General features: G+C 68.8%; 17 protein-coding genes. 10 read left to right on the top strand and 7 right to left on the bottom strand.

The features are described from left to right. Window positions 1–162 precede the first annotated feature (162 nt). The 3 genes from NFL01S_RS24750 (at window position 163) to NFL01S_RS24740 (ending at window position 4465) form a co-directional block, all read left to right on the top strand. Window positions 163–879, top strand: a complete 717-nt coding sequence (locus NFL01S_RS24750) for a GNAT family N-acetyltransferase (RefSeq protein ID WP_062978683.1) — start codon at window positions 163–165, stop codon at window positions 877–879. A 197-nt stretch (window positions 880–1076) separates the two neighbouring features. Beyond that, on the top strand, window positions 1077–1745 hold the full coding sequence (locus NFL01S_RS24745; protein ID WP_062978682.1) for a response regulator: 669 nt from the start codon (window positions 1077–1079) through the stop codon (window positions 1743–1745). A 416-nt stretch (window positions 1746–2161) separates the two neighbouring features. Further along, window positions 2162–4465 (top strand): DUF2339 domain-containing protein, encoded by a 2304-nt coding sequence (locus NFL01S_RS24740; protein WP_062978681.1) that lies wholly within the window; start codon window positions 2162–2164, stop codon window positions 4463–4465. 294 nt (window positions 4466–4759) lie between these two features. Here NFL01S_RS24740 and NFL01S_RS24735 read toward each other — a convergent pair whose 3' ends face one another. Both NFL01S_RS24735 and NFL01S_RS24730 read right to left on the bottom strand, forming a co-directional pair. Then, window positions 4760–6058 carry an adenosylmethionine--8-amino-7-oxononanoate transaminase gene (locus NFL01S_RS24735; RefSeq protein ID WP_062978804.1) on the bottom strand — a complete coding sequence of 433 codons (1299 nt, stop codon included), beginning with the start codon at window positions 6056–6058 and terminating at the stop codon, window positions 4760–4762. 509 nt (window positions 6059–6567) lie between these two features. Beyond that, window positions 6568–7035 (bottom strand): MarR family winged helix-turn-helix transcriptional regulator, encoded by a 468-nt coding sequence (locus NFL01S_RS24730; protein WP_062978680.1) that lies wholly within the window; start codon window positions 7033–7035, stop codon window positions 6568–6570. 29 nt (window positions 7036–7064) lie between these two features. Here NFL01S_RS24730 and NFL01S_RS24725 point away from each other — a divergent pair, with 29 nt between their 5' ends. Further along, entirely contained in the window at window positions 7065–7607 is a 543-nt protein-coding gene (locus tag NFL01S_RS24725; protein WP_062978679.1) for a cupin domain-containing protein, read from the top strand. Between the two features lie 224 nt (window positions 7608–7831). Next, entirely contained in the window at window positions 7832–10234 is a 2403-nt protein-coding gene (gene treY / locus NFL01S_RS24720) for a malto-oligosyltrehalose synthase (RefSeq protein WP_062978803.1), read from the top strand. A 15-nt stretch (window positions 10235–10249) separates the two neighbouring features. On the opposite strand, the gene NFL01S_RS24715 is transcribed toward treY, so the two are convergent. Both NFL01S_RS24715 and NFL01S_RS24710 read right to left on the bottom strand, forming a co-directional pair. Then, complete coding sequence (locus NFL01S_RS24715) at window positions 10250–11650, bottom strand: amidase (RefSeq protein WP_062978678.1); 1401 nt, start codon at window positions 11648–11650, stop codon at window positions 10250–10252. Between the two features lie 148 nt (window positions 11651–11798). Further along, window positions 11799–12026, bottom strand: coding sequence for a hypothetical protein (locus NFL01S_RS24710; RefSeq protein ID WP_062978677.1), 228 nt, complete (start codon window positions 12024–12026; stop codon window positions 11799–11801). A gap of 128 nt (window positions 12027–12154) precedes the next feature. Here NFL01S_RS24710 and NFL01S_RS24705 point away from each other — a divergent pair, with 128 nt between their 5' ends. Together NFL01S_RS24705 and ilvA are read left to right on the top strand one after the other, a co-directional pair. Beyond that, complete coding sequence (locus NFL01S_RS24705) at window positions 12155–12589, top strand: nitroreductase family deazaflavin-dependent oxidoreductase (protein WP_062978676.1); 435 nt, start codon at window positions 12155–12157, stop codon at window positions 12587–12589. A gap of 83 nt (window positions 12590–12672) precedes the next feature. Continuing rightward, complete coding sequence (gene ilvA / locus NFL01S_RS24700; RefSeq protein ID WP_062978675.1) at window positions 12673–14028, top strand: threonine ammonia-lyase IlvA; 1356 nt, start codon at window positions 12673–12675, stop codon at window positions 14026–14028. A 29-nt stretch (window positions 14029–14057) separates the two neighbouring features. On the opposite strand, the gene NFL01S_RS24695 is transcribed toward ilvA, so the two are convergent. Further along, entirely contained in the window at window positions 14058–15281 is a 1224-nt protein-coding gene (locus NFL01S_RS24695; RefSeq protein ID WP_062978674.1) for a serine hydrolase domain-containing protein, read from the bottom strand. 331 nt (window positions 15282–15612) lie between these two features. On the opposite strand from NFL01S_RS24695, the gene NFL01S_RS24690 reads away from it, so the two are divergent. Further along, window positions 15613–16473, top strand: coding sequence for a helix-turn-helix domain-containing GNAT family N-acetyltransferase (locus NFL01S_RS24690; RefSeq protein ID WP_062978802.1), 861 nt, complete (start codon window positions 15613–15615; stop codon window positions 16471–16473). Between the two features lie 12 nt (window positions 16474–16485). Here the strand turns inward: NFL01S_RS24690 and NFL01S_RS37365 are convergent, their stop codons facing one another. Further along, the gene (locus NFL01S_RS37365; protein WP_062978673.1) at window positions 16486–17037 is read right to left on the bottom strand and encodes a hypothetical protein; all 552 of its coding nucleotides are present in this window, start codon (window positions 17035–17037) and stop codon (window positions 16486–16488) included. 743 nt (window positions 17038–17780) lie between these two features. Between NFL01S_RS37365 and NFL01S_RS24680 the strand changes: the two genes are divergently transcribed. After that, window positions 17781–19565 carry an ABC transporter substrate-binding protein/permease gene (locus NFL01S_RS24680; RefSeq protein WP_062978672.1) on the top strand — a complete coding sequence of 595 codons (1785 nt, stop codon included), beginning with the start codon at window positions 17781–17783 and terminating at the stop codon, window positions 19563–19565. Window positions 19566–19568: 3 nt separating this feature from the next. Further along, window positions 19569–20294, top strand: a complete 726-nt coding sequence (locus NFL01S_RS24675; protein WP_062978671.1) for an amino acid ABC transporter ATP-binding protein — start codon at window positions 19569–19571, stop codon at window positions 20292–20294. Between the two features lie 22 nt (window positions 20295–20316). Here NFL01S_RS24675 and NFL01S_RS34750 read toward each other — a convergent pair whose 3' ends face one another. Then, window positions 20317–20484 (bottom strand): DUF4236 domain-containing protein, encoded by a 168-nt coding sequence (locus NFL01S_RS34750; RefSeq protein WP_084493217.1) that lies wholly within the window; start codon window positions 20482–20484, stop codon window positions 20317–20319. Between the last annotated feature and the right edge of the window lie 7 nt (window positions 20485–20491).

The raw sequence follows: 20491 nt of genomic DNA, 5'->3' as shown, positions 1-20491 counted from the left end.
CGGACGGAGTGCACCGGCCGAGGTATCGGCGATTTCGACACCGCATCCGCCGTGGGCCGTCCTCGACGGTAGCCACCGGAGACGGCGGTCGAACGAGACGCGTACGGCGGCCAGGGCGATCGCGGCCGGTCCGGTCGCCGACCGAACCGGCATACTCGCTGTGTGGACAACAAGGGGTACAGCACGGCCGTGGACTGCGCCGTCGAACTGGACGATCCCGTGGGTGAATCGCTGCGGGGACGGCATGCGCACCTGAGCCGGTGGGCCGGGCGGGCCGGTACGTACCTGCCGGAGGTCGCGTCGTTCGCCGCCGTGAGTAACGAACCGGACGAGCAGGCATGGGAAGACCTGGCCCGGCTGGTCGGGCGCGGTGAGGTCGCGGATATGTTCAGTTGCCCGGCGCGGCCACCCGCGGACTGGGAGCCGGTTTTCGCCCTCGACGGCCGGCAGATGATCGGGCCGGAACAATGGTCCGGCCTGAACGCCGATGTGGTGGAACTCGGCGCGGACAGTGTGCCGGAGATGCTCGATCTGATCGCGCGGACACAGCCGGGGCCGTTCCGATCGCGCACCCACGAACTCGGTACCTACCTCGGCATCCGCGAGCGGGGCAGGCTGGTGGCGATGGCGGGTGAACGGTTGCGGCCACCGGGATGGACCGAGGTCAGCGCGGTGTGCACGGCCCCCGAGGCGCGGGGTAAAGGATATGCGGCCGATTTGATCGGTGAGCTGGTCGCACGGATCGTGGCGCGGGGCGAACGGCCGTTTCTGCATGTGCTCGAAACCAATACCGGCGCGATCGCCCTGTACGAGCGGCTCGGTTTCCGCACCCGTAAGCAGGTCGCCTTCCGGGGGTTCCGCATACCTCGAGGCCGGTGAACGATCGGGATTCCACAGGAACCGAAGGCGGCACTCCGGTGCGAATCCGGTGGAGTTTCCGGCAGCCCGGTCCTTCCGGTTTCTCCCACACTGCGAGATGGGCAGAATAGCGTGGAGATCGGCACGGCCTGTTCTGCACCGGCGGATTCCGGGACGGCCGGACGCATACGGCGACCCGACCCGAAGGGAGCGGTGGCATGGCAGACGAGGCAGCAGCGCCCATTTCGGTGATGGTGGTCGACGATCACCCGATCTGGCGCGAGGGTGTGGCCCGGGATCTCGAGGCGGCCGGGTTCCGGGTGGTCGCCACCGCCGAGGACACCGCAACCGCGGTCCGGCGGGCCGCCGCGGTGCGGCCGCGGGTGGTGCTGATGGATATGCAGCTCCCCGACGGGAACGGCGCCCAGGCCACGGCCGACGTGCTGCGGGTATCACCGGATAGCCGGGTACTGGTTCTCTCGGCGTCCGACGAGCGCGACGATGTACTGGACGCGGTGAAAGCGGGGGCCTCCGGCTATCTGGTCAAAAGCGCGTCCGCGGCCGAACTCTTTGCCGCGGTGAATGATACGGCTGCCGGCCAAGCGGTGTTCACGCCTGGGCTGGCCGGCCTGGTGCTGGGTGAGTACCGGCGGATGGCCACCGCCCCCAGCGATCCCGGTACCCCGGAACAGCCGGCCCTGACCGAACGGGAAACCGAAGTGCTGCGCATGGTCGCCAAGGGACTGTCCGCCAAGCAGATCGCCACCCGCCTGCATCTGAGTCATCGCACGGTCGAGAACCATGTGCAGGCGACCCTGCGCAAACTTCAACTCGCGAACAGGGTGGAGCTCACGCGCTACGTGATCGAACAGGGCCTCGACGATTGACTTCTCCCCGGGCTGAGAGCCGGGGAGCGGTGCCGGAGCGGGTTGCGCTGATGACCGAGCGCTCAGGAAGTCGGCAAACGCGAAAGCGACAGGGCCTGCCTGCGCAAGGTCATCGAATCCGGGCGCTCTGATCGACCGGCGAAGGGCCCCGGACTGTACGTCGTCCGGGAGCTGTCCTGCATCAGCATCCCGTGCGGGTGGTTCGACGACCGTAGTGGGGAGCCCGCGGGACGCCTCCGGTGGAGCCCGGGGCGGTCCCGGTAGAGCCCGGGGCAGTCCCGGTAGAGCCCGGGGGCGGTCCCGGCGGGGCCGGGGCGGAGCCGCCGCGGGCCGGCCGGCGGGAACGGGTAGATCCCGAGGCTGCGGCGAGTAGTTCTACTCATCCGCGGAGAAGCCGCGCGCCCGACCATCGAAATATGACGATTTCGATCGACCCGGCCCTGGTCGCCCGCCTGTCCGGCGAGTTCGACACGCTGGCCGGAGAATTCACCGCGCTCGGCGGACAGATGAACACACTGGGCCGCGACCTGGCCTCCCTGCACCGGCAGGTGCTGCCGACAACACCCGTCCACACCGGATCGCCGGGCACCCCGGAATCCGCCACGCTGCCCGGCCACAAGGCAGCCGCCCCGGACACCGGCCCCGGGCATACGACAGACAAGACCACGGCACCACCCGGCGCTCCGCCGGAGGCAGTGCCGTCACCCGGTGTGGGCGTCGGCGGGGTGCACACACCGGAACCGCCGGGCTCGGCTTCTCCCACCGGGGAGGCCGGGCCCGGCGCCTCACCCGGAACCCCACCGCCGGCAAACGAGTCCACCACTTCCCCGCACCCCCGGCCCGGCGAAGCGTTTCCTCGGCCTGCATGGGGTGCTCCGCCACCGAGCGCGACCGCTGCGCGCACCACACCGGCACCCCTTCACGGCGGACCGCCGACTCCCCCGCAACGCAGGCCGGCACCGTCTCCGCAGAATGCGCAGGCGCAGGCGGGCGGTATCGCGCCCCGGCGCGGCCGGCCCGCCACGACCGCGCAGGAGTACCGGACGGCGATGGGTCAGGTGCCGCCTACGGCGCATCCGCCGCGCGGCCCGATTCCACCGCGCAACGGCGCCCCCGAGTCCCGTCCGCCGTGGTGGCAGCGGGAGGGCGTCATCAGCCGGCTGCTCGCGGTCGCCGGGGTGGCGGTCACGCTGATCGGGGTCGTGATGCTGCTGGTTCTCGCCGCGCAGGCCGGGATCTTCGGACCCGTTCCACGGGTGGTCGCCGGCGCGGTCCTTTCCGCCGCCCTGGTGGGCGCGGGGATGCGTGTATTCCGCCGCCCCGGCGGACGGGTCGGCGGTATCGCCTTGGCGGCCACCGGTTTCGCGGGCGCCTACCTCGATGTCATCGCGATGACCACGATCTACGACTGGCTGCATCCGGTGCCGGGCTTCGCCGCCGCGCTCGGCGTCGCGGCGGCCGGGGTGGGTCTGGCGGTGCAGTGGCGGTCTCAGCCGCTGGCCGTGCTGGTGGTGGCAGGGGCGGCCGTGCTGGCGCCGTTCGTCACGATCGAGCTGGCCCTGCTCGCTTTCCTGATCGTGCTGCACGTGGCCTGTGTCCCGGTGCAGATGCGATACGACTGGCCGTTCCTCCATCTGGTGCGCACGGTCCCCGCGGTGCTGGCCACCCACTTCACGATCCTCGCGTTCGCGATCGAACAACCCGACGATCGTCAGGCGCTGGTGGTCGGGGCGGCGACCGCGGTGGCCGCGGTCGGTCTGGGCGGCGCAATTCTGGTGACGCGGCAGCGGCCGGGCGATCTCGTCGCGAGTCTGACGTGCGCGCTGGCCTGCACACCGCTGCTCGCCGCCCCCGCCCTGATCGACCGGCCGGCGGCCACGATCCTGTCTGCGGGTTACGCGGCGGTACTGCTGGCGGTCGCCGCGACGACACTGGTCCCGAAACTGCGTGACGTCGCCCGCATCCCGGGGCATACCGCGATCGTGGCCGGCACCGGCGGCTCCTTCGCTGTGCTGGAAGCCCTCTGGGGTATCACGACGGGGTCCACCCTGCCGCTGGGACTGCTGCTCGTCGGCGCCTGCTATCTGGGCGTCGCCGGTCAGGCCCGGAACCGGATCACCGCCCTGTTCGGCACCGGCTACGCGGTACTCGGCGGTATCGGCCTGCTCACCGTCGCCGACCCGGAAACCTTGGCCCTGTCCCGCCGGGCCGTCGAAAACCTGAGCACCACGACCGCGGCTGCCGCATTCGCGGGCCTGGGTGTCCTCGCGGTAGCACTGTGGACGCTGCGCCGGCTCTTCGGCACGACCACCGACGAATCGGCGGCCACCCTGCTGTGGATCGGCGCCAGTGGAGCGGCCCTCTACCTGGTGACCACCGCGGCGGTATCGCTGGGTGTCGCCGCCGGTGCCGCGAACGGATTCGTCGTCGGCCACAGCGTGTCCACCATCATCTGGATGGCCGGTGCGCTGGCTGCCCTCTTGTACGGTCTGCGCCGGCTCGGTGCCGACGTATCGGCGACGGTGAAGGTCGCGCTGGGGTCCGGGTTGCTGGTCACCGCCGCCGCCCTGGCAAAGCTGTTCCTGTTCGACCTGTCCACGCTGGACGGACTGGTCCGGGTCACAGCATTCCTGATGGTCGGAATCCTGTTGCTGGTAGCCGGAACCCGCTACGCCCGGGCATTCGCCGAAGCCGGGTCACGGGGCGCCGCGCCCCGATAGCACGCCGCCGGCGAGGAACGGTCGATCGATCGATTCCGGGCATCGCATCGAGCCGCCGCTGCGCACTCCCCTCCGGGTGCGCAGCGGCGGCCGTTCGGCGGACCGGTTGCCCAACGGCGTCGTTCCGGCGTCGGTGCAGCCCCCCGAACCGCGGCTCCGCTTCCGGCCCGTCGAACTCGGCTCGGGATGCGAACCGCGCGGGTGGTGACGACCGCGTCTCGCGGAGTGCGTCGTCGCGGCGGCTCCGGCGGGCCCGGTCGCGCGGCGATATGGCCGCTCCACGCGCCGGGCTCGTCATGCGGCACGATCCCGCGCCCGCGCCGCCGCGACCATGGCGCGGGTGACGGTCTCGAGGTCCGCGGTATCGCTGATGAACGGCGGCATGGCGTACACCAGATCGCGGAACGGCCGGATCCAGGCGCCCGCGCCGACAGCCGCGTCGGTGGCGGCGCGCATGTCCACGGGGCGGTCGAGCTGGATCACGCCGATTCCGCCCAGTACCCGAACGTCGGTCACGCCCGGCAGCTCCCGGGCCGGTGCCAGCCCTTCCGTGAGCCCGTTCTCCAGCCGCGCGATCTCACCGCGCCAATCCCGCGACAGCAGCAGTTCGACGGAGGCGACCGCGACCGCGCAGGCCAGCGGGTTGCCCATGAACGTCGGCCCGTGCATGAGGCCGCCGTGGGCCGCGCTGACGGTTTCGGCGAGTTCGGTGGTGCACAGTGCCGCGGCAAGGGTCAGATAGCCGCCGGTGAGCGCCTTGCCCACACACATGACGTCGGGTGACACCCCGGCATGTTCGGCTGCGAACAATGTTCCGGTGCGACCGAATCCGGTGGCGATCTCATCGAAGACCAGCAGCACCCCATATTCGTCGCAGAGCCGGCGCAGATCGGCCAGATAGCGGGGGTCGTGCCAGCGCATCCCACCGGCGCCCTGTACCACGGGTTCCACCACGACAGCCGCGAGTTCGGTGGCGTGGCGGGCGACGGCCGCTTCGAGCCGGCGCACGTAGCCCGGCCGGTACTCCCGCGGCGGCGCGGAGACGAAGACCTGATCGGCCAGCACATCTGTCCACAGGGCGTGCATGCCGCCGTCAGGATCGCAGACGCTCATCGGAGTGAAGGTGTCGCCGTGATAGCCGCCGCGCCAGGTGAGCAGGCGGCGCTTGCCGGGTTTACCCACCGACCGCCAGTACTGCAGGCACATCTTCACCGCTACCTCGATCGATACCGAACCGGAATCGCAGAGGAACACCTTGTCCAGACCGGCCGGCGTGTGCCGCACCAGCAGTTCACAGAGGCGGACGGCGGGTTCGTGGGTGAGCCCGCCGAACATGACATGGCTCATCCGTCCCGCCTGCTCTGCGAGTGCCGCGTCGAGGACAGGATGCCGGTAGCCGTGCACGGCGGCCCACCACGAGCTCATTCCGTCCACGAGCTCCCGTCCGTCGGCCAGGGTGAGCCTGGTGCCCGAGGCGGACGCGACGACCAGCGGTTCGGTGGTGGCCGGGAATCCACCGTAGGGATGCCAGACGTGGCGGGCGTCCAGCGCCGAGATCTGCGCCGCGGTGAGCGGCGCGGCAGCAGTGGTCACGAAGATCCTCACCTCGGAGACGGCGGCCGCCCCAGACGACCTGAACACCGTTCAAGTTACCAAAGCCACCCGGCGACCCCAACAGTCCCGCATCCCGCCGCCGACCCATCCGACGACGCCGGCCCGGCACACGACCGCGACCGGAGGTGCGCTACACCGGCCCGAACGAACCCAGGGCAGCCAGCGCCCCACCGGCGGCCCCACGACCGACCCGGCACTGCTGCCCCGAGTCAGCAGAGCGGGCAATCAAGCCAGGCCTACTCCCAGGCGCCGAACGACAGCGCCGACCCCGGCAACACGAGGACATTCCGCCGCGGCCACCGGTCCCGATATGAATGGCGACCGCCTCCGCGGCCATCTGCTCGTCCCACGCCGGGACGTCGCACAAGCAGCGCCCGGCCGGCGCAACTCGACACCGCAGGACGCCCGCCGGCGGGCGCGGCGAACATCCCGGTACCCGTTCGGCCACGACACCTCTCCACGCCACCACAGTCACCGATCCGACCCGCCTACCGCTCCAGCTCACCGGGCACTCCCGTCCGGCCCCCGTCGAGGAGGTTCACGACCTGCGTGAGCAGGTTCAGCAGATCGCGCATACCCGTTTCTCCGACCGCACGCGTTATGCGCTGTTCGATTCCGGCGATCCGCTCCCCGGCCAGCGCCAGCGCCGCCCGGCCCGCCGGAGTGCACACCACTTGCCGGGCCCGCCGGTCGGCCGGATCCACCTGCCGGCGGACCAGGCCCACGCTTTCCAGCTGCGCCACCAGTTCGCCCATCGACTGCTGGGTCATCCCTGCCGCCTGCGCCAGCTCACCCACCCGGGAGCCGGCCGGGTCCAGGTAGCGGAAGACCGCATAGTGCGCCGGCCGCACGTCGGCGGACAGCCGGGCCCGCAAGTCGGCGTTCAGTTCACCCTCGACGGCCGCGGAGGCGAGGGTCAGCAGTTTCAACAGAGACGGGGACTCGGGTGTTGACATATTATGAAGGTTACCTTTCTAATTAGGTTATGGCATCCCGGGTCCTGACCTTCCGCAACGGCCACCGCATCACCCTCGTCGAGCAGGGCACCGACGACCGCGGCCCGTATCTACGCCTGCGGCACGACCTCCCCGAACCGGGCCGCCAAGCGGGTCCGCATTGGCATCCGGTCCTCACCGAGGAGTGGACCGTGCGCCGCGGCGCCGTGCGATTCCGGATCGACGGCCGCGAAATTCTCGCCCGGCCGGGCGATACCGTCACGGCCCCGGCGCGCGCCGTGCACGAATTCCACAACGAGGCCCGCGATACCGTGCTCGACCACGAGATCCGGCCACCGCTGCAACATTGGCAGATGTTCACCCTGTGGAGTGCCCTGGACGAAACCGGCGCCACCACCGGCGCCGGTGTACCGCGCAACCCCTTCGCGCTCGCCCTGCTCTGGGAATTGCAGGACGGCTATCTCGCCGGAATCCCCTCCTGGCTGCAACGCGCAACCCTCGGAAGCCTCGCAGCAATCGCCCGGCGAACCGGTTACGCCCGCCGTCTCGGTATGTCACCCGAACCTGGCTGAACAGCTGACCAACGGCCCACGGCGGAACTTCGCCGGAATGGCGCTAGGGTTTTGACCATGCACGCGTCCGACCCGCTGCCCGAGGGTGCGGCACCACCACCGCAATCGCCGGATCCCACCCGGCCACGGGGCCACGCCTATCACCCCCGGTGACCCGTTCCCGCCGATAATCGCGCAGCCCACATCTGTCCGCCGTGCCACCCCAGGACCCGACCGAGAACCGTATGCCCGCAGACCCGCCGCGTTTTCGCCCCAATCCGCGACTCACTCCGGTCCGCAGCACCTACCGGCTGCAGCTGCGACCGGACGGCCTCACCTTCGCGCAGGCCACGGCGATCGCGGAGTATCTCCAGCAACTCGGGGTTTCCCATCTCTACTTGTCCCCGGTGATGACCGCCGCGCGCGGGTCCACACACGGCTACGACGTCACCGACCCCACCGCCGTCTCCCCCGCGCTCGGCGGCCCCGTCGGCCTGAAGGCCCTGGCCGACGAGGCCCGCAACCGCGGTATGGGGCTGATCATGGATCTGGTCCCCAACCATGTGGGAGTCGCAGATCCACAGCAGAATCCCTGGTGGTGGCATGTGCTGCAATACGGCCGCAAATCCCAGTTCGCGCCCTTCTTCGATATCGACTGGAGCCCGGGTAACGGGGTCGGCGGGCGGTTGGCGCTACCGGTGCTGCGCAGCGAGAACGATCCCGCCGCGCTGACCGTCGACCGGTCCGGACCCGAACCGCTGCTGGCGCTGCACGATCTGCGTTTCCCGATCGCGCCGGGCACAGACGGCGACAACGCGCTGCGTATCCACGACAAACAGCACTACCGGCTGGTGAGCCGGAAATCCGGAATCTGTGGTTACCGCCGCTACCTGTCGATCGACGGACTGGCCGCGCTGCGCCAGGAGGATCCGCTTGTTTTCGAGGCCACCCACCGCGAACTGGCGGCCTGGTGCGAACACGATCTCATCGACGGTGTGCGGGTGGACCACCCCGACGGGCTGGCCGACCCGACGGACTACCTGCAGCGGCTGCGCCGGCTGATCGGCCCGAACCGGCTGCTGCTGGTGGAGAAAACCCTCGCCAACCGCGAGCCCCTCGACGCCACCCTCCCGATCGACGGCACCACCGGCTACGACACCCTCGCCGATTTCGGCGGTGTGCTGCTCGAACCCGCCGGCGAGCCGATCCTCACCGAACTGTCCCGCCATATCACCGGCCACGGCAGCGACCGCGTATGGGTGGGCGAAAAAGAACACCGCATCAAACGCGCGGTGGCGGAAAGTATTCTGCTGCCGGAGATCCGCCGGTTGGTCACCGCGATCAAACAGGACGCGGATGCCGAAGATTTCGACACCATGGCGCTCACCAACGCCACCATCGAAGTGCTGTCGTTCCTGCCGGTGGCCCGGGCCGACTACACCCCGCTCGCGGGCATGATCAGTGCCGTCCTGGCGGAGGTGGAGAAACGCAATGCCGAACTGCGGGTCCCACTGTCGGTGCTAATGACGGCACTGACACGCGGAGCTTCCGCGTGGAGCCGGTTCCATCAGGTGAGTACGGCGATCGGCGCGAAGGCCGTGGAGGACATCCTGTTCTACCGCGCGGTGCGGCTGGTCTCGCTGCAGGAACTCGGCGGGAATCCGGCCCGTTTCGGTCGTACCGTCAACGAATTCCATCTCGCCAACGCGTCGCGGGCGCTGCGCTGGCCCGCCTCGATGACCACCCTGTCGACGCACGACACCAAACGCGGCGAGGATGTGCGGGCACGGATCGGGATCCTGTCCCAGGTCCCGCGGATGTGGGCACGGGCAGTGACGCTGTGGCTGGAGAAACTGCCACCGCCCGACGGTGCGACCGCACTGTTCCTGCTACAGAACATGTTCGGGATGTGGCCGGCCGACGGCCGCCCCGCGTCCTCGGTGCCCGGGCTGCGCGAACGTGTGCACCGCTTCGCCGAGAAGGCGATGCGCGAATCCGGGCTGCACACCGCGTGGGAGGAACCCGACGTGGAGTTCGAGAACGCGGTGCATACCTGGCTGGACCAGGTGATCGACGGGCCGGTGGGCCGCCAGCTCACCGATCTCGCGCACGATCTGGCACCGCACGCCTGGTCGGATTCGCTGGCGCAGAAACTGCTGCAACTGTGCGGGCCGGGGATCCCGGATATCTACCAGGGTTGCGAGATCTGGGAGGATTCCCTGGTCGATCCGGACAACCGCCGCCCGGTGGATTTCGGCTCCCGGATCGCGATGCTGCACACCCTCACCACCACCCCGGCACTGGATATCACCGGCGCCGCGAAGATGTGGGTGGTGGCGTACGCGCTGTGGTTGCGCCGGGAGCGGCCGGAATGTTTCGTCGGCGGCAGCTATACGCCCGTATTCGGGCACGGTGAGCACGCCGACAAACTGGTCGCCTACGCCCGCGGGCGAGTCGGGGCGGATCCGGAGATCCTCGTGGCGGTGACCCGGCACAGCGTGGCGATCGGCGAAACCGGCTGGGCCGATACCTATCTCGAGCTGCCGTCCGGTTCCTGGACCGACCGGCTCACCGGTCACACCTTTCAGAACCGTGCCCGGACCGAGAAACTGTTCGCCCGCCTCCCTGTCGCTCTCCTGGTCCGTTGAGCGCTGCGGGCCTCGTCAGGATTCGGTAATCCGCGGGAACGGGCGCTGCGCCTCCAGCAGGAAGGCCAGTTCGAGCAGCGTCCGTTCGTCGCCGTAGGCACCGCTGAGCATTACGCCGACCGGCAGGCCGGTATCGGTGAGCCCGGCCGGAACCGCGATCGACGGCGATCCGGTGACATTGTTGATCGGCGTATAGCCGACGAAGTTCGTGACCCGGTCGAGTAGCTCGTCGAACGGCACACCGGGGCGGAGGTACCCGAGTTCGGGTGTGGTGTGGGTGAGCACCGGCGAAAGGATCACGTCGTAGCGGGTGAGGACCTCGTCGTAGTCGGCGCGCGCCTTGTTCAGCCGGTACAGCGAGCCGGGAGTGGCAAGGAGCCTGCGACGGAAGGAGGCAGCGAGGCCTTTCGTGAATGCGTCCAGGCGGGCGGCGTCGAAGCTGCGGCCATGGCTCAGTTTGCCGGTCACTCCCGACATCTGCGCCAGAAAGCCCCAGTAGCGCAGGAAATCGTCCACCAGGCTCGGCGCGACCGGTGAGGTCATCGGCTCGATGGAATGTCCTGCCGCTTCGAGGATCGCGGCGGTGCTGTGGACGGCGGCCGCGGTCGCGGCATCGGGTTCGCGGCCGTTGCACGCGGTGGTGAGCAACCCGATCCGCAACTTACGCGCCGATGGCCCCTCGATGGCCCCGATGGGCGGGAGTTTCGGGTTACGCCAGTACTTTTCGGCGGCGGCGTGATAGGCGGCCTGATCGCGTACCGACCGGGTGAGGACGCCTTCGGAGACCAGTTTGATCGGCAACTGCCGGGCCTGCGCATTGTCCAGATGCCGGAACCGGCTGGGTTTCAGCGACACCAGACCGGCGCAGGCCGCCGGTATCCGCAGGGACCCCCCGCCGTCGTTACCGTGCGCCACCGGCACCACACCCGCCGCGACCATCGCCGCCGAACCGCCCGACGACCCGCCGACCGTATAGCCGGTATCCCACGGATTGCGGGTGGGATCGCTGCTCTCGAATTCCGTGGTGGAGGTGAATCCGAACTCGGGCATGGTGGTTTTGCCGAGAACCGTGATCCCGGTACTGAGCAGCTGGGCGGTGAAACGGTCGTCCTTCCCCGCCGGATGCGGGGTGACGGCGGCACTACCGTGGCAGCTGGGCAGCCCCGCCACGTCGGCGTTGTCCTTCACGAAGGCCGGGACGCCGTACCAGACACCGGATGCGCTCGCCGCATGCCGTGGAGCGGGGCAGCGGTACGCGATGGCGTTGAGCTGCGGATTCACCGCATCCGCGCGGGCCAGGGCCGCCGCCGCGAGTTCGTCGGGACGTACCGCCGCGGAGGCGGCCAGCTCCGCCAGCGCTACTGCGTCGTGATCGCCCAGCGCATCGTCGGTGAAGGCATGTACTCGATCGCTCATATCTCGGCTCGCGTGTACCTCGGGGCCGCCGGAGGACCGGCCGGACCAAGTTGGACATAAGTTCAGCTCGGCCCAAGAGTAGTACGTGAACGATCATTGCGGAGCCGGAGCGACACACCGATCCCGTCGGCAACCGCACCTACGGCCACTACCGCGCCGTCCGCCACCATCCCCGCGTCCACAGCACCGCCCCGACAGCGGCACCGAGCAATACGCCCGCCTGTAGCGACCCGAGAACGAGCGCCACAACCAGAAGAGACAGCACTCCGGCCCCCAGTGCCTCCAATTTGAACACCGGCCAGGGCGTCCCCGCGATATCGACCTCCGCCCCGGCACGTACGGGCGCGCGGGTGTCGAGAGTCTGCGATGCGGTCATGTAGTAAGGCTACCCGCGTACCCGGTGTTCGGTCCATCGAACTTTTGTCTTCCGCGCGCGTATCCCACGGCGCGCCCGGCGTGAGAGCGCCGGGAACAATCGCCGCAACCTCCGACGTTTTCCGGGGTATGCCATTGACCGGAGAATACGCACCTTCCACGTCCGATTGGGCCCGCGAACAGGCCGAGAAGATCGAGAACTCGGGGGGCACCGAAGGCACCACCTTGAACGGTATGCCCGTCGTCGTGCTGACCACAGTCGGGAACAAGACCGGCAAACTGCGTAAGACCGCACTCATGCGGGTCGAGCACGAAGGCGAATACGCCGTCGTCGCCTCACTGGGGGGCGCGCCCAAACATCCCGTCTGGTACCACAACATCGTCGCCGAACCACATGTGGAACTGCGGGACGGCGCGGTGACCGAGGACTACACCGCGCGCGAGGTATTCGGCGAGGAGAAGGCCGTCTGGTGGGAGCGTGCGGTCGCCGCATATCCGCCCTACGCCGATTACCAGACCAAAACCGAACGGCAGATCCCTGTCTTCGTGCTGACACCGCGCTGACTCCGGGGCCCACGTGCCGTGAAATGAACAAAAAGCCCAGTACAGACCACCCGCCGCAGTCCGCGAGGGCGGCGGGTGGCACCATGGGGCGGGTGTCCGATGTGCTGACCCATCTGCCCGAAGCCCGTCCCGCGCTCACCGCGGACGAGATCGATGCTGCGGCCAAGCGTATTGCGGACATTATCGAGCCCACGCCGCTGCAGCTGTGCCCGCGGTTGTCCCAGCTCACCGGCGCGCAGGTGTATCTGAAGCGCGAGGATCTGACCGTTGTGCGGTCCTATAAACTCCGCGGCGCCTACAACCTGGTCGTGCAGCTCAGCGAACCCGAGCGGGCCGCCGGTGTGGTCACCGCCAGCGCCGGCAATCACGCCCAGGGAGTGGCCTTCGCCTGCCGGGCCATGGGGATCACCGGCCGGATCTACGTACCGACCACCACCCCCAAACAGAAACGCGACCGGATCCGGGTGCACGGTGGTGAATTCGTCGAACTCATCGCCGTCGGGGAAACCTTCGACGCCGCCGCGGCGGCCGCCGCCGCCGATGTCCGGCGCAGCGGCGCCACCATGGTGCCCCCCTTCGACGACACCCGCACTGCGGCAGGTCAGGGCACCATCGCCGCGGAAATCCTGGACCAGCTCGATACGACCCCCGATCTGGTGGTCGTCCCGGTCGGCGGGGGCGGATGCCTCGCCGGGGTCGGTACCTACCTGCGGGAACGCTCTCCGCGGACCGGCATCCTCGGGGTCGAACCGGCCGGGGCCGCGTCCATGACCGCGGCATTGATCGCGGGAACGCCGGTCACCCTGCCCGAGGTCGACCCGTTCGTCGACGGTGCCGCGGTACGCCGCATCGGCAAGGTGCCCTTCGACGCGGTATCGGGTTTCGGCGGCCGGGTGGTCTCCCATGCCTCGCTGCCCTTGATCACCGGCACCGAGTACCCGCCCGGCGCGGGATCGTTCCGTGTGCTGCAGGTCGACGAAGGCGCGATCTGCACGGCCATGCTGGACCTCTACCAGAACGAGGGGATCATAGCGGAGCCGGCAGGCGCCCTCGCGGTGACCGCATTGCTCGAGTCCGCCCCGGAACCCGGTTCGACGGTTGTCTGCCTGGTCTCCGGCGGCAACAACGATGTCTCTCGCTACGGCGAGGTGATCGAACGGTCCCTGGTACATCAGGGCCTCAAGCACTACTTCCTGGTGGATTTCCCGCAGGAACCCGGTGCGCTGCGCCGCTTCCTGGACGAGGTACTCGGCCCCGACGACGACATCACGCTGTTCGAGTACGTCAAGCGCAACAACCGGGAGACCGGGGCGGCGCTGGTGGGCGTGGAACTCGGCGAACGCAGCGGCCTACAGCCGCTGCTGGAACGGATCGCCCGATCGCCGATCCAGTGCGAACGGCTGGAACCGGGCTCGCCGGCCTATCGCTACCTGACCTGACCGGTACCGTCCGCTGCCCGGCCCCCGGGTCAGGCAGCGGCCTCCCGGGGTGCACGGCGGGCGATCCGGCGCGCCGACCGGGCACCGCCGACCACCAGCGGCAGCAGCCACGCAAAAGCCGGCTGGTCCACCGCGAGCATGTCCAGTGACAGCCGGTTGTGCGCGAAGCCGACCGAGAGCCCGCTGTCCGGATCGGCCCAGCCGAACGAGCCACCGAGCCCGATATGGCCGAAACCGCGGGGCGCGCCGACCGTCGGCATCGCGTGATAGCCCAGATGCCACAGCGGCCCCATGTACAGGAACAGTCCCGTATCCGGGCGATACCGCTCGATCCGGCGAATCGCCTGCATGGTGGCCCCGGACAGGTACCGCTGTCCACCGGCCATACCATCACAGGCCAGCGGCTCGTACATGGCGGCCAGCCCGTTGGCCGTGCACACCCCGTTGGCGGCGGGCATCTCACTGTCCAGCACCGGCGGATTCGGTCCGGCGAGAATCGCTTCCGCGCCCGGGATGAACAGCGAACGGCTGCTCACGCCGAGCACACCGGGAATGCTCTGCAACAGGGCGACCAGCCGCGAGCCGTGCGGGGTACCTGCGAACGCGAAGCCGGTCCCGAAACTTTCCGCGGCCATGGTGGTCGATCCCGCAGGCGGACGGCCCAGATGGATACCCTCGATCCCCAGCGGCTGCGCGACCTCCTGCTGGAACAGCTGTTTCATACTCGACCCGGTCACCGCCCGCGCCAGGCCCGCGAGTAGCCAGCCGTAGGTCATCGCATGGTAGGCGGGTACACCGAGGAGCCGGTCGGGTGTGGCGGCGGCCAGCCGTTGTGCCATGAGCTCGTGGTCGAGCAGTTCGGAACCGTGCGCGGCCAGCGTGCCGACTCCGGACAGCCCGGCCGAATGAGTGAGAACCTGGCGGACGGTGATGCAATCCTTCTTGTTGCAGCCGAACTCGGGCCAGTACTCGGCCACGGGGGCGTCGTAGTCGATCAGCCCGCGGTCGGCGAGGCGGTGCACGACGGTGGAGGCGATCGCCTTGGTCGCGGAAAAGACCATGGCACCCGTATCGCGGGTCCACGGCCGCTCGGGTGCAGACTCGCCCGTCCAGATATCGAGAATCGGTTCCCCGTGCCGATAGACCGCCAGCGCCGCACCGACACCCTTCCGGCCACCGTAGACCCGGGTGAAGGCGGACGTCAGCCGCCCAAATCCTGCTCCGGCGGTGCCGGAATAAGCAACGCTGCTCATCCTTACACAGTAAGGTCATTGAGCACGTTCCGGCAACGCCCGTCCGGGACGGTATACGGCGCGGCGACCCTGCGCACCGATATCACCGGTATGCGGTGAGCTCCCGGAGTCGCGGCACGGCCCGATACCCGAATGCGACCGTCCGGGCCGGCCCTCGGTCCCATGGCGTACAGCCGGCCGCGATAATTCCCGTCCGGTGATACGAAATAGTCACCACCGGGACGCGAAATGATTCCGGATAATTCCCCTTGCGAAATATCGAAGACACTCGATAAACATTCCGGACGGCAAAATTCTCGAAATGAATAATTCCGTGGATATAGTGGGCCGCATGACCTCCTTGGAACCGCCGGTCGTGCGGGACCAGGTGCGCGACGACGCGCTCCCGGTCTCCGACGCGACCCTCTACGCCGGCTGGTTTTCCTGCCTGGCCGACCCCACCCGGGTCCGGTTGTTGCACCAGGTCGCCATGAGCCCCGCCGGAATCCATATCGGGGAAATCGCCGAAGCACTCGGAATCGGTCAGCCCACCGTCTCCCATCACGTCCGCAAACTCACCGACGCCGGATTCGTCACGGTACACAAAGAGGGCACCGCCACACTCGTCATGATCAACCCCGACCGCTGTACGGAACTCCCCCATACCGCCGACGCGGTCATGGGCATTCTGACTCCGCAGCCACTGTGCCCCGACGATCCGCCCGCGGACGTCACGGTGCGCGCGATGAACGACGACGACTGGCCCGCGGTCCGGGCCATCTACGCCAGCCGCGGCACCACCTACCCCGCGGTCTTCGCCGCCGAAGCGCCCGATAGTGAGGTCCTGAACCGGCAGTGGCTACCCGGCCAGCGCTGGATCGCCGAAACCGCCGGCCGGATCGCCGGATGGGCCGCGCTCACTCCGGTCTCCGGGCACGAGTTCTACCGCGATATCGCCGATAGCTGCGTGATGGTCGCCGACGATCTGGAGCGCCGCGGTATCGGCACCGCGCTGCTGCGCCGGCAGGTGATGGCCGCCGAAGAGGCGGGGCTGCGCACGCTGCAGACCACCCTGTACCCCGAGGACCGGACCGGTATCTCGGTCCATCACGCGGCAGGTTTCCGCACCGTCGGAATCCGGGAGCGGATCGGCCGCTCCGAAGGGCGCTGGCGCGATGCGGTGCTACTGGAACGCCGCAGCCCGCTCAACTGAGGACGGGGCGGTTCACGGGCCGGTACGAACCGGCCGCAGGATCACCTTCAACCACATGGTCGACAGACCGCACAGCACACACAGCACCGCCACCACCGCGGTCAGCCAGTCGAGAAACGACAACCCACCGAGACCGTGCTCCCCCAGGACGGCGAGCGGATGAACACCCGCGATGAGCATGGCGACGGTGCCGAACAGCGACACCAGAGAAGTCGGTACCCAGCGCATCCACCGGAACGGCCGCACCACCTCGTCCGGCGCCCGGCCCGAGAACACCTGTTCCACCCGCAACCAGGCCACACAGTTCGGTACGAGTACGGCCAGATCGATCAGCAGCGCCGCCAGCGCCACCCCGAGCGCCGCCCGCGGCACAGCGGTCACCGGCCATGCCACGGGCAGGACACCGCTCACCAGCCCGCAGACGGCGAGCACCACCCCCACGGCCGCCACACCCGACCACACCACCGACCAGCGCCACCGCGACGCCGCCAGGACGACCGTATCGGCGCGCTCATCCCGCGTACACGCGTCATACCATCCGGGCGTACCGGCCGAAATCCTCATGGAGCTTCCCCGTACCGATCGATCCTGCTGCCACCGCGCCGCTTACGGCCCGGTACCGGCCTCCGCCCTGCCGCACCAACCCTAACGACCGGACCGGCACCGCGGAACCTCCCCGCTGCCCGGCCCCGAGTCGGCGGGAGTACATCCATGAAGCCCGGAACGCGGCCGGTGCCATCCTGACGCGCATTCCTCGCAGCGCCTGCACCCGCTCCCGCGGAGTCGTCCCTTCGGCTCACACGGTCGCGCAGATCGCGCATTCACTGGATACCTTTACCGCCGGGAGACGGAGTGCACGCCACGCTGCGTTGGACCGGCACCACGTACCGCTCAGGGTCCGGGCCACGACCGCCGCTGGATGCAGCCCTGAACCGATCGAGACCAGGAGGTACTGCCCCCTTGTACCTGCAACGGCTCCCAGTTGCACGGCGATGTCTCGGGGCCGACGGCGGCGCGTCGGCGGCCAACTCGCCCTGGCTTGCCCCGTGGCTGTCCACGGTGGCGGCCCGGCGCGAGTCCCGGGCGAGCCGATCCGGCGGCTGGACGAGCCAATCCTGCGGTCAGCGGGTGGGAGTCCGCGACGGGCGGTAACGCCGGTCGGCTGCGATTCGGCTCGGGCTGAGCCGATTTCACCGGCGACGCCCGGAAATGCCTGCTCATCCGGCTACGGAGCATCACGGCACGGCCGTGGACATCCGACCAGGGGTGTCCGATCCCGGGTAGACCGGGGTTTAGGGTTGTCGATCATGGCCAGACTGTCCCGTGCGCTGTTCGCGGCGCTACTGCTCGCCGTCGCGCTGCTCGCGACGGCCTGCGGTAGCGGCAACGGCGGTGAAACCGCCGCCCGTGATCTGTGCGCCCCACCCGGCCCCGAGGCGGCGTCGGCGGCACCGGAGAAACTGAGCGCGCCCGCCGGCGGATCCGAGGACCGGTTCACCACCCCGTCCACCATGCCCGTCGAATCGGTGGACATCTCCCGGCTGGGCCTGATCGAGCCCGGGGTGCTGAGCGTCGGCACACTCTCGGACGCGCCGCCGAGTATCTGCGTGAACTCCGCCGGTTCGTTCACCGGTTTCGACAACGAGCTGCTGCGTGCGGTGGCGGCGAAACTCGGGTTGCAGGTGAAGTTCTCCGGAACCGAGTTCGCCGGTCTGCTGGCCCAGGTCGCCGGTAAACGTTTCGATGCCGGGTCGTCCAACATCACCACCACCGATGCGCGGCGCGAGCAGGTCGGTTTCACCAACGGCTACGACTTCGGCTACCACTCGCTGGTGGTGAAGGACGGAAGTCCGGTCGGCGGATTCGGCGATCTGGGCCCGGGGTCGCGGGTCGCGGTGGTGCAGGGCACCGTTCAGGACGAGTACGTGGTGAACGAGCTCGGCCTGGACCCGGTCGAATTCCCCGACTACAACACCGCCTACGCGAATGTGAAAACCGGCCAGGTGGACGCCTGGATCGCCCCGTCCGCGCAGGCCGACGGCGCGATCGCACCGGGTGATGCCACCTCGGTGGTGGAGAATTCGTTCAGCCTGGACAATTTCGCGGCGTGGGCGGTCGCGAAGAACAACCAGCCGCTGATCGACGCCCTCAACGCCGGCCTGGACGCGGTGATCGCCGACGGAACCTACGCTCGCCTGTACAGCGACTGGGTGCCCCGGGAACCGCCACCCGGATGGAAACCGGGGTCCAAGGCCGCGCCCGCTCCGGATCTTCCGGATTTCGCGGCGCTCGCCGCCGAACGCGAACCGCAGCAACGCTCCGAACAGGCCCCGAAATCGACGCTGGAACAGTTGCGCGACACCTTCTTCGACTGGTCGCTGTACAAGCAGGCGTTCCCGGAGCTGTTCAAGACCGGGCTGCCCAACACCCTGATCCTCGCGGTCGTCTCCGGGATCCTGGGCACCGTCATCGGCATGCTGCTGGCGGTCGCGGGGATCGCCCGCACCCGCTGGCTGCGCTGGCCGGCCCGGATCTACACCGATATCTTCCGCGGGCTGCCCGCGGTGGTGATCATCTTGATCATCGGGCTCGGTATCGGACCGGTCGCCAGCGGGATCACCGGTAACAACCCCTACTGGCTGGGCGCGGTGGCGCTGGCCCTGCTCGCCTCGGCCTATATCGGTGAGATCTTCCGATCCGGCATCCAGTCGGTGGAGCCCGGCCAGCTGGAGGCGGCCCGCGCGATCGGCTTCGGTTACCGGCAGGCAATGACGCTGGTGGTGATCCCGCAGGGTGTGCGCCGGGTGCTGCCCGCCCTGATGAACCAGTTCATCGCCTTGATCAAGGATTCCTCACTGATCTACTTCCTGGGCCTGCTGGCGACCCAGCGCGAACTGTTCGCGGTCGGCCGCGACCTGAACGCGCAGACCGGGAACCTGTCCCCGCTGGTCGCGGCCGGTCTCGTCTACCTGCTGCTGACCATTCCGCTGACCCATCTGGTGAATTACATCGACCACCGGATGCGCACCGGGCGCCCCGACCAGCCGATCGACCCGGTCGAACAGCAGACCATCACGGAAGGGCGAGGATAGGCGATGAGTTCCGCACTGACCGGTACCGGATTGCATCTGCGGCTGGGTAACAACCAGATCCTGCGCGGCGTGGACATCCACGTGGAGGCGGGCCGGACGACCACCGTGATCGGGCCCTCCGGATCGGGTAAATCCACCCTGCTGCGGGTCCTCAACCGGCTCTACGAACCGGATTCCGGCGATATCCTGCTCGACGGCAAATCCGTACTGGCCGAGCATCCCGACCGCCTCCGCCAGCGCATCGGGATGGTGTTCCAGCAGTTCAACCTGTTCCCGCACCGGACGGTCGCCGACAATATCGCGCTGGGCCCGCGCAAACTACGCGGGCTGACCAAGGAGAAATCGCGCGCACTGGCCATGGAACAGCTCGAGGTGGTGGGGCTGGCCGGTAAAGCCGATTCCCGGCCCGCCAACCTCTCCGGCGGCCAGCAACAACGGGTGGCGATCGCGCGGGCGCTGGCCATGAAACCCGACATCATGTTCTTCGACGAGGCCACCTCCGCCCTGGACCCGGAACTGGTCAAGGGCATCCTCGCGGTGATGGCGGATCTGGCCGCGGGCGGGATGTCGATGATCGTCGTGACCCACGAAATGGGTTTCGCGCGCAGCGTTTCCGACCATGTGGTGTTCATGGACGCCGGCCAGGTCGTGGAATCCGGCCGGCCCGAAGCTCTCTTCGACGATGCCGAAACCCCCCGGCTGCGCCGCTTCCTCGATCAGGTGCTGTAGAGGCTCGGCGTTCTGTCGCAGCTCAGCGTTGCCGCCAGCTCAGCGGACCGGGTAGGTCGATGCTGTTCTTCTTCGTCCGGGAGTTCCACGACCACGGGCCGATCTTCATCCCCCACGAGGACATACCCGACTGGGTGAAATTGAACTTCAGCGGTCCGAAGGGTGTGCGTTTACGGAATCTGATGGGCATGACCGAC

Origin of the sequence: Nocardia flavorosea NBRC 108225 (genome assembly GCF_001613385.1) — a bacterium.
GTDB lineage: Bacteria > Actinomycetota > Actinomycetes > Mycobacteriales > Mycobacteriaceae > Nocardia > Nocardia flavorosea.
This window is presented reverse-complemented; position numbering and strand designations above follow the sequence as displayed.

Excerpts from the sequence above, each read along its gene's own strand:
- ilvA (WP_062978675.1), top strand. The coding sequence starts at position 12,673 with ATGGGGCGGGTGTCCGATGTGCTGACCCATCTGCCCGAAGCCCGTCCC.
- NFL01S_RS24740 (WP_062978681.1), top strand. The coding sequence starts at position 2,162 with ATGACGATTTCGATCGACCCGGCCCTGGTCGCCCGCCTGTCCGGCGAG.
- NFL01S_RS34750 (WP_084493217.1), bottom strand. The coding sequence starts at position 20,484 with ATGCCCATCAGATTCCGTAAACGCACACCCTTCGGACCGCTGAAGTTC.
- treY (WP_062978803.1), top strand. The coding sequence starts at position 7,832 with ATGCCCGCAGACCCGCCGCGTTTTCGCCCCAATCCGCGACTCACTCCG.
- NFL01S_RS24715 (WP_062978678.1), bottom strand. The coding sequence starts at position 11,650 with ATGAGCGATCGAGTACATGCCTTCACCGACGATGCGCTGGGCGATCAC.
- NFL01S_RS24710 (WP_062978677.1), bottom strand. The coding sequence starts at position 12,026 with ATGACCGCATCGCAGACTCTCGACACCCGCGCGCCCGTACGTGCCGGG.
- NFL01S_RS24695 (WP_062978674.1), bottom strand. The coding sequence starts at position 15,281 with ATGAGCAGCGTTGCTTATTCCGGCACCGCCGGAGCAGGATTTGGGCGG.
- NFL01S_RS24725 (WP_062978679.1), top strand. The coding sequence starts at position 7,065 with ATGGCATCCCGGGTCCTGACCTTCCGCAACGGCCACCGCATCACCCTC.
- NFL01S_RS24690 (WP_062978802.1), top strand. The coding sequence starts at position 15,613 with ATGACCTCCTTGGAACCGCCGGTCGTGCGGGACCAGGTGCGCGACGAC.
- NFL01S_RS24680 (WP_062978672.1), top strand. The coding sequence starts at position 17,781 with ATGGCCAGACTGTCCCGTGCGCTGTTCGCGGCGCTACTGCTCGCCGTC.
- NFL01S_RS24675 (WP_062978671.1), top strand. The coding sequence starts at position 19,569 with ATGAGTTCCGCACTGACCGGTACCGGATTGCATCTGCGGCTGGGTAAC.
- NFL01S_RS37365 (WP_062978673.1), bottom strand. The coding sequence starts at position 17,037 with ATGAGGATTTCGGCCGGTACGCCCGGATGGTATGACGCGTGTACGCGG.
- NFL01S_RS24705 (WP_062978676.1), top strand. The coding sequence starts at position 12,155 with ATGCCATTGACCGGAGAATACGCACCTTCCACGTCCGATTGGGCCCGC.
- NFL01S_RS24730 (WP_062978680.1), bottom strand. The coding sequence starts at position 7,035 with ATGTCAACACCCGAGTCCCCGTCTCTGTTGAAACTGCTGACCCTCGCC.
- NFL01S_RS24745 (WP_062978682.1), top strand. The coding sequence starts at position 1,077 with ATGGCAGACGAGGCAGCAGCGCCCATTTCGGTGATGGTGGTCGACGAT.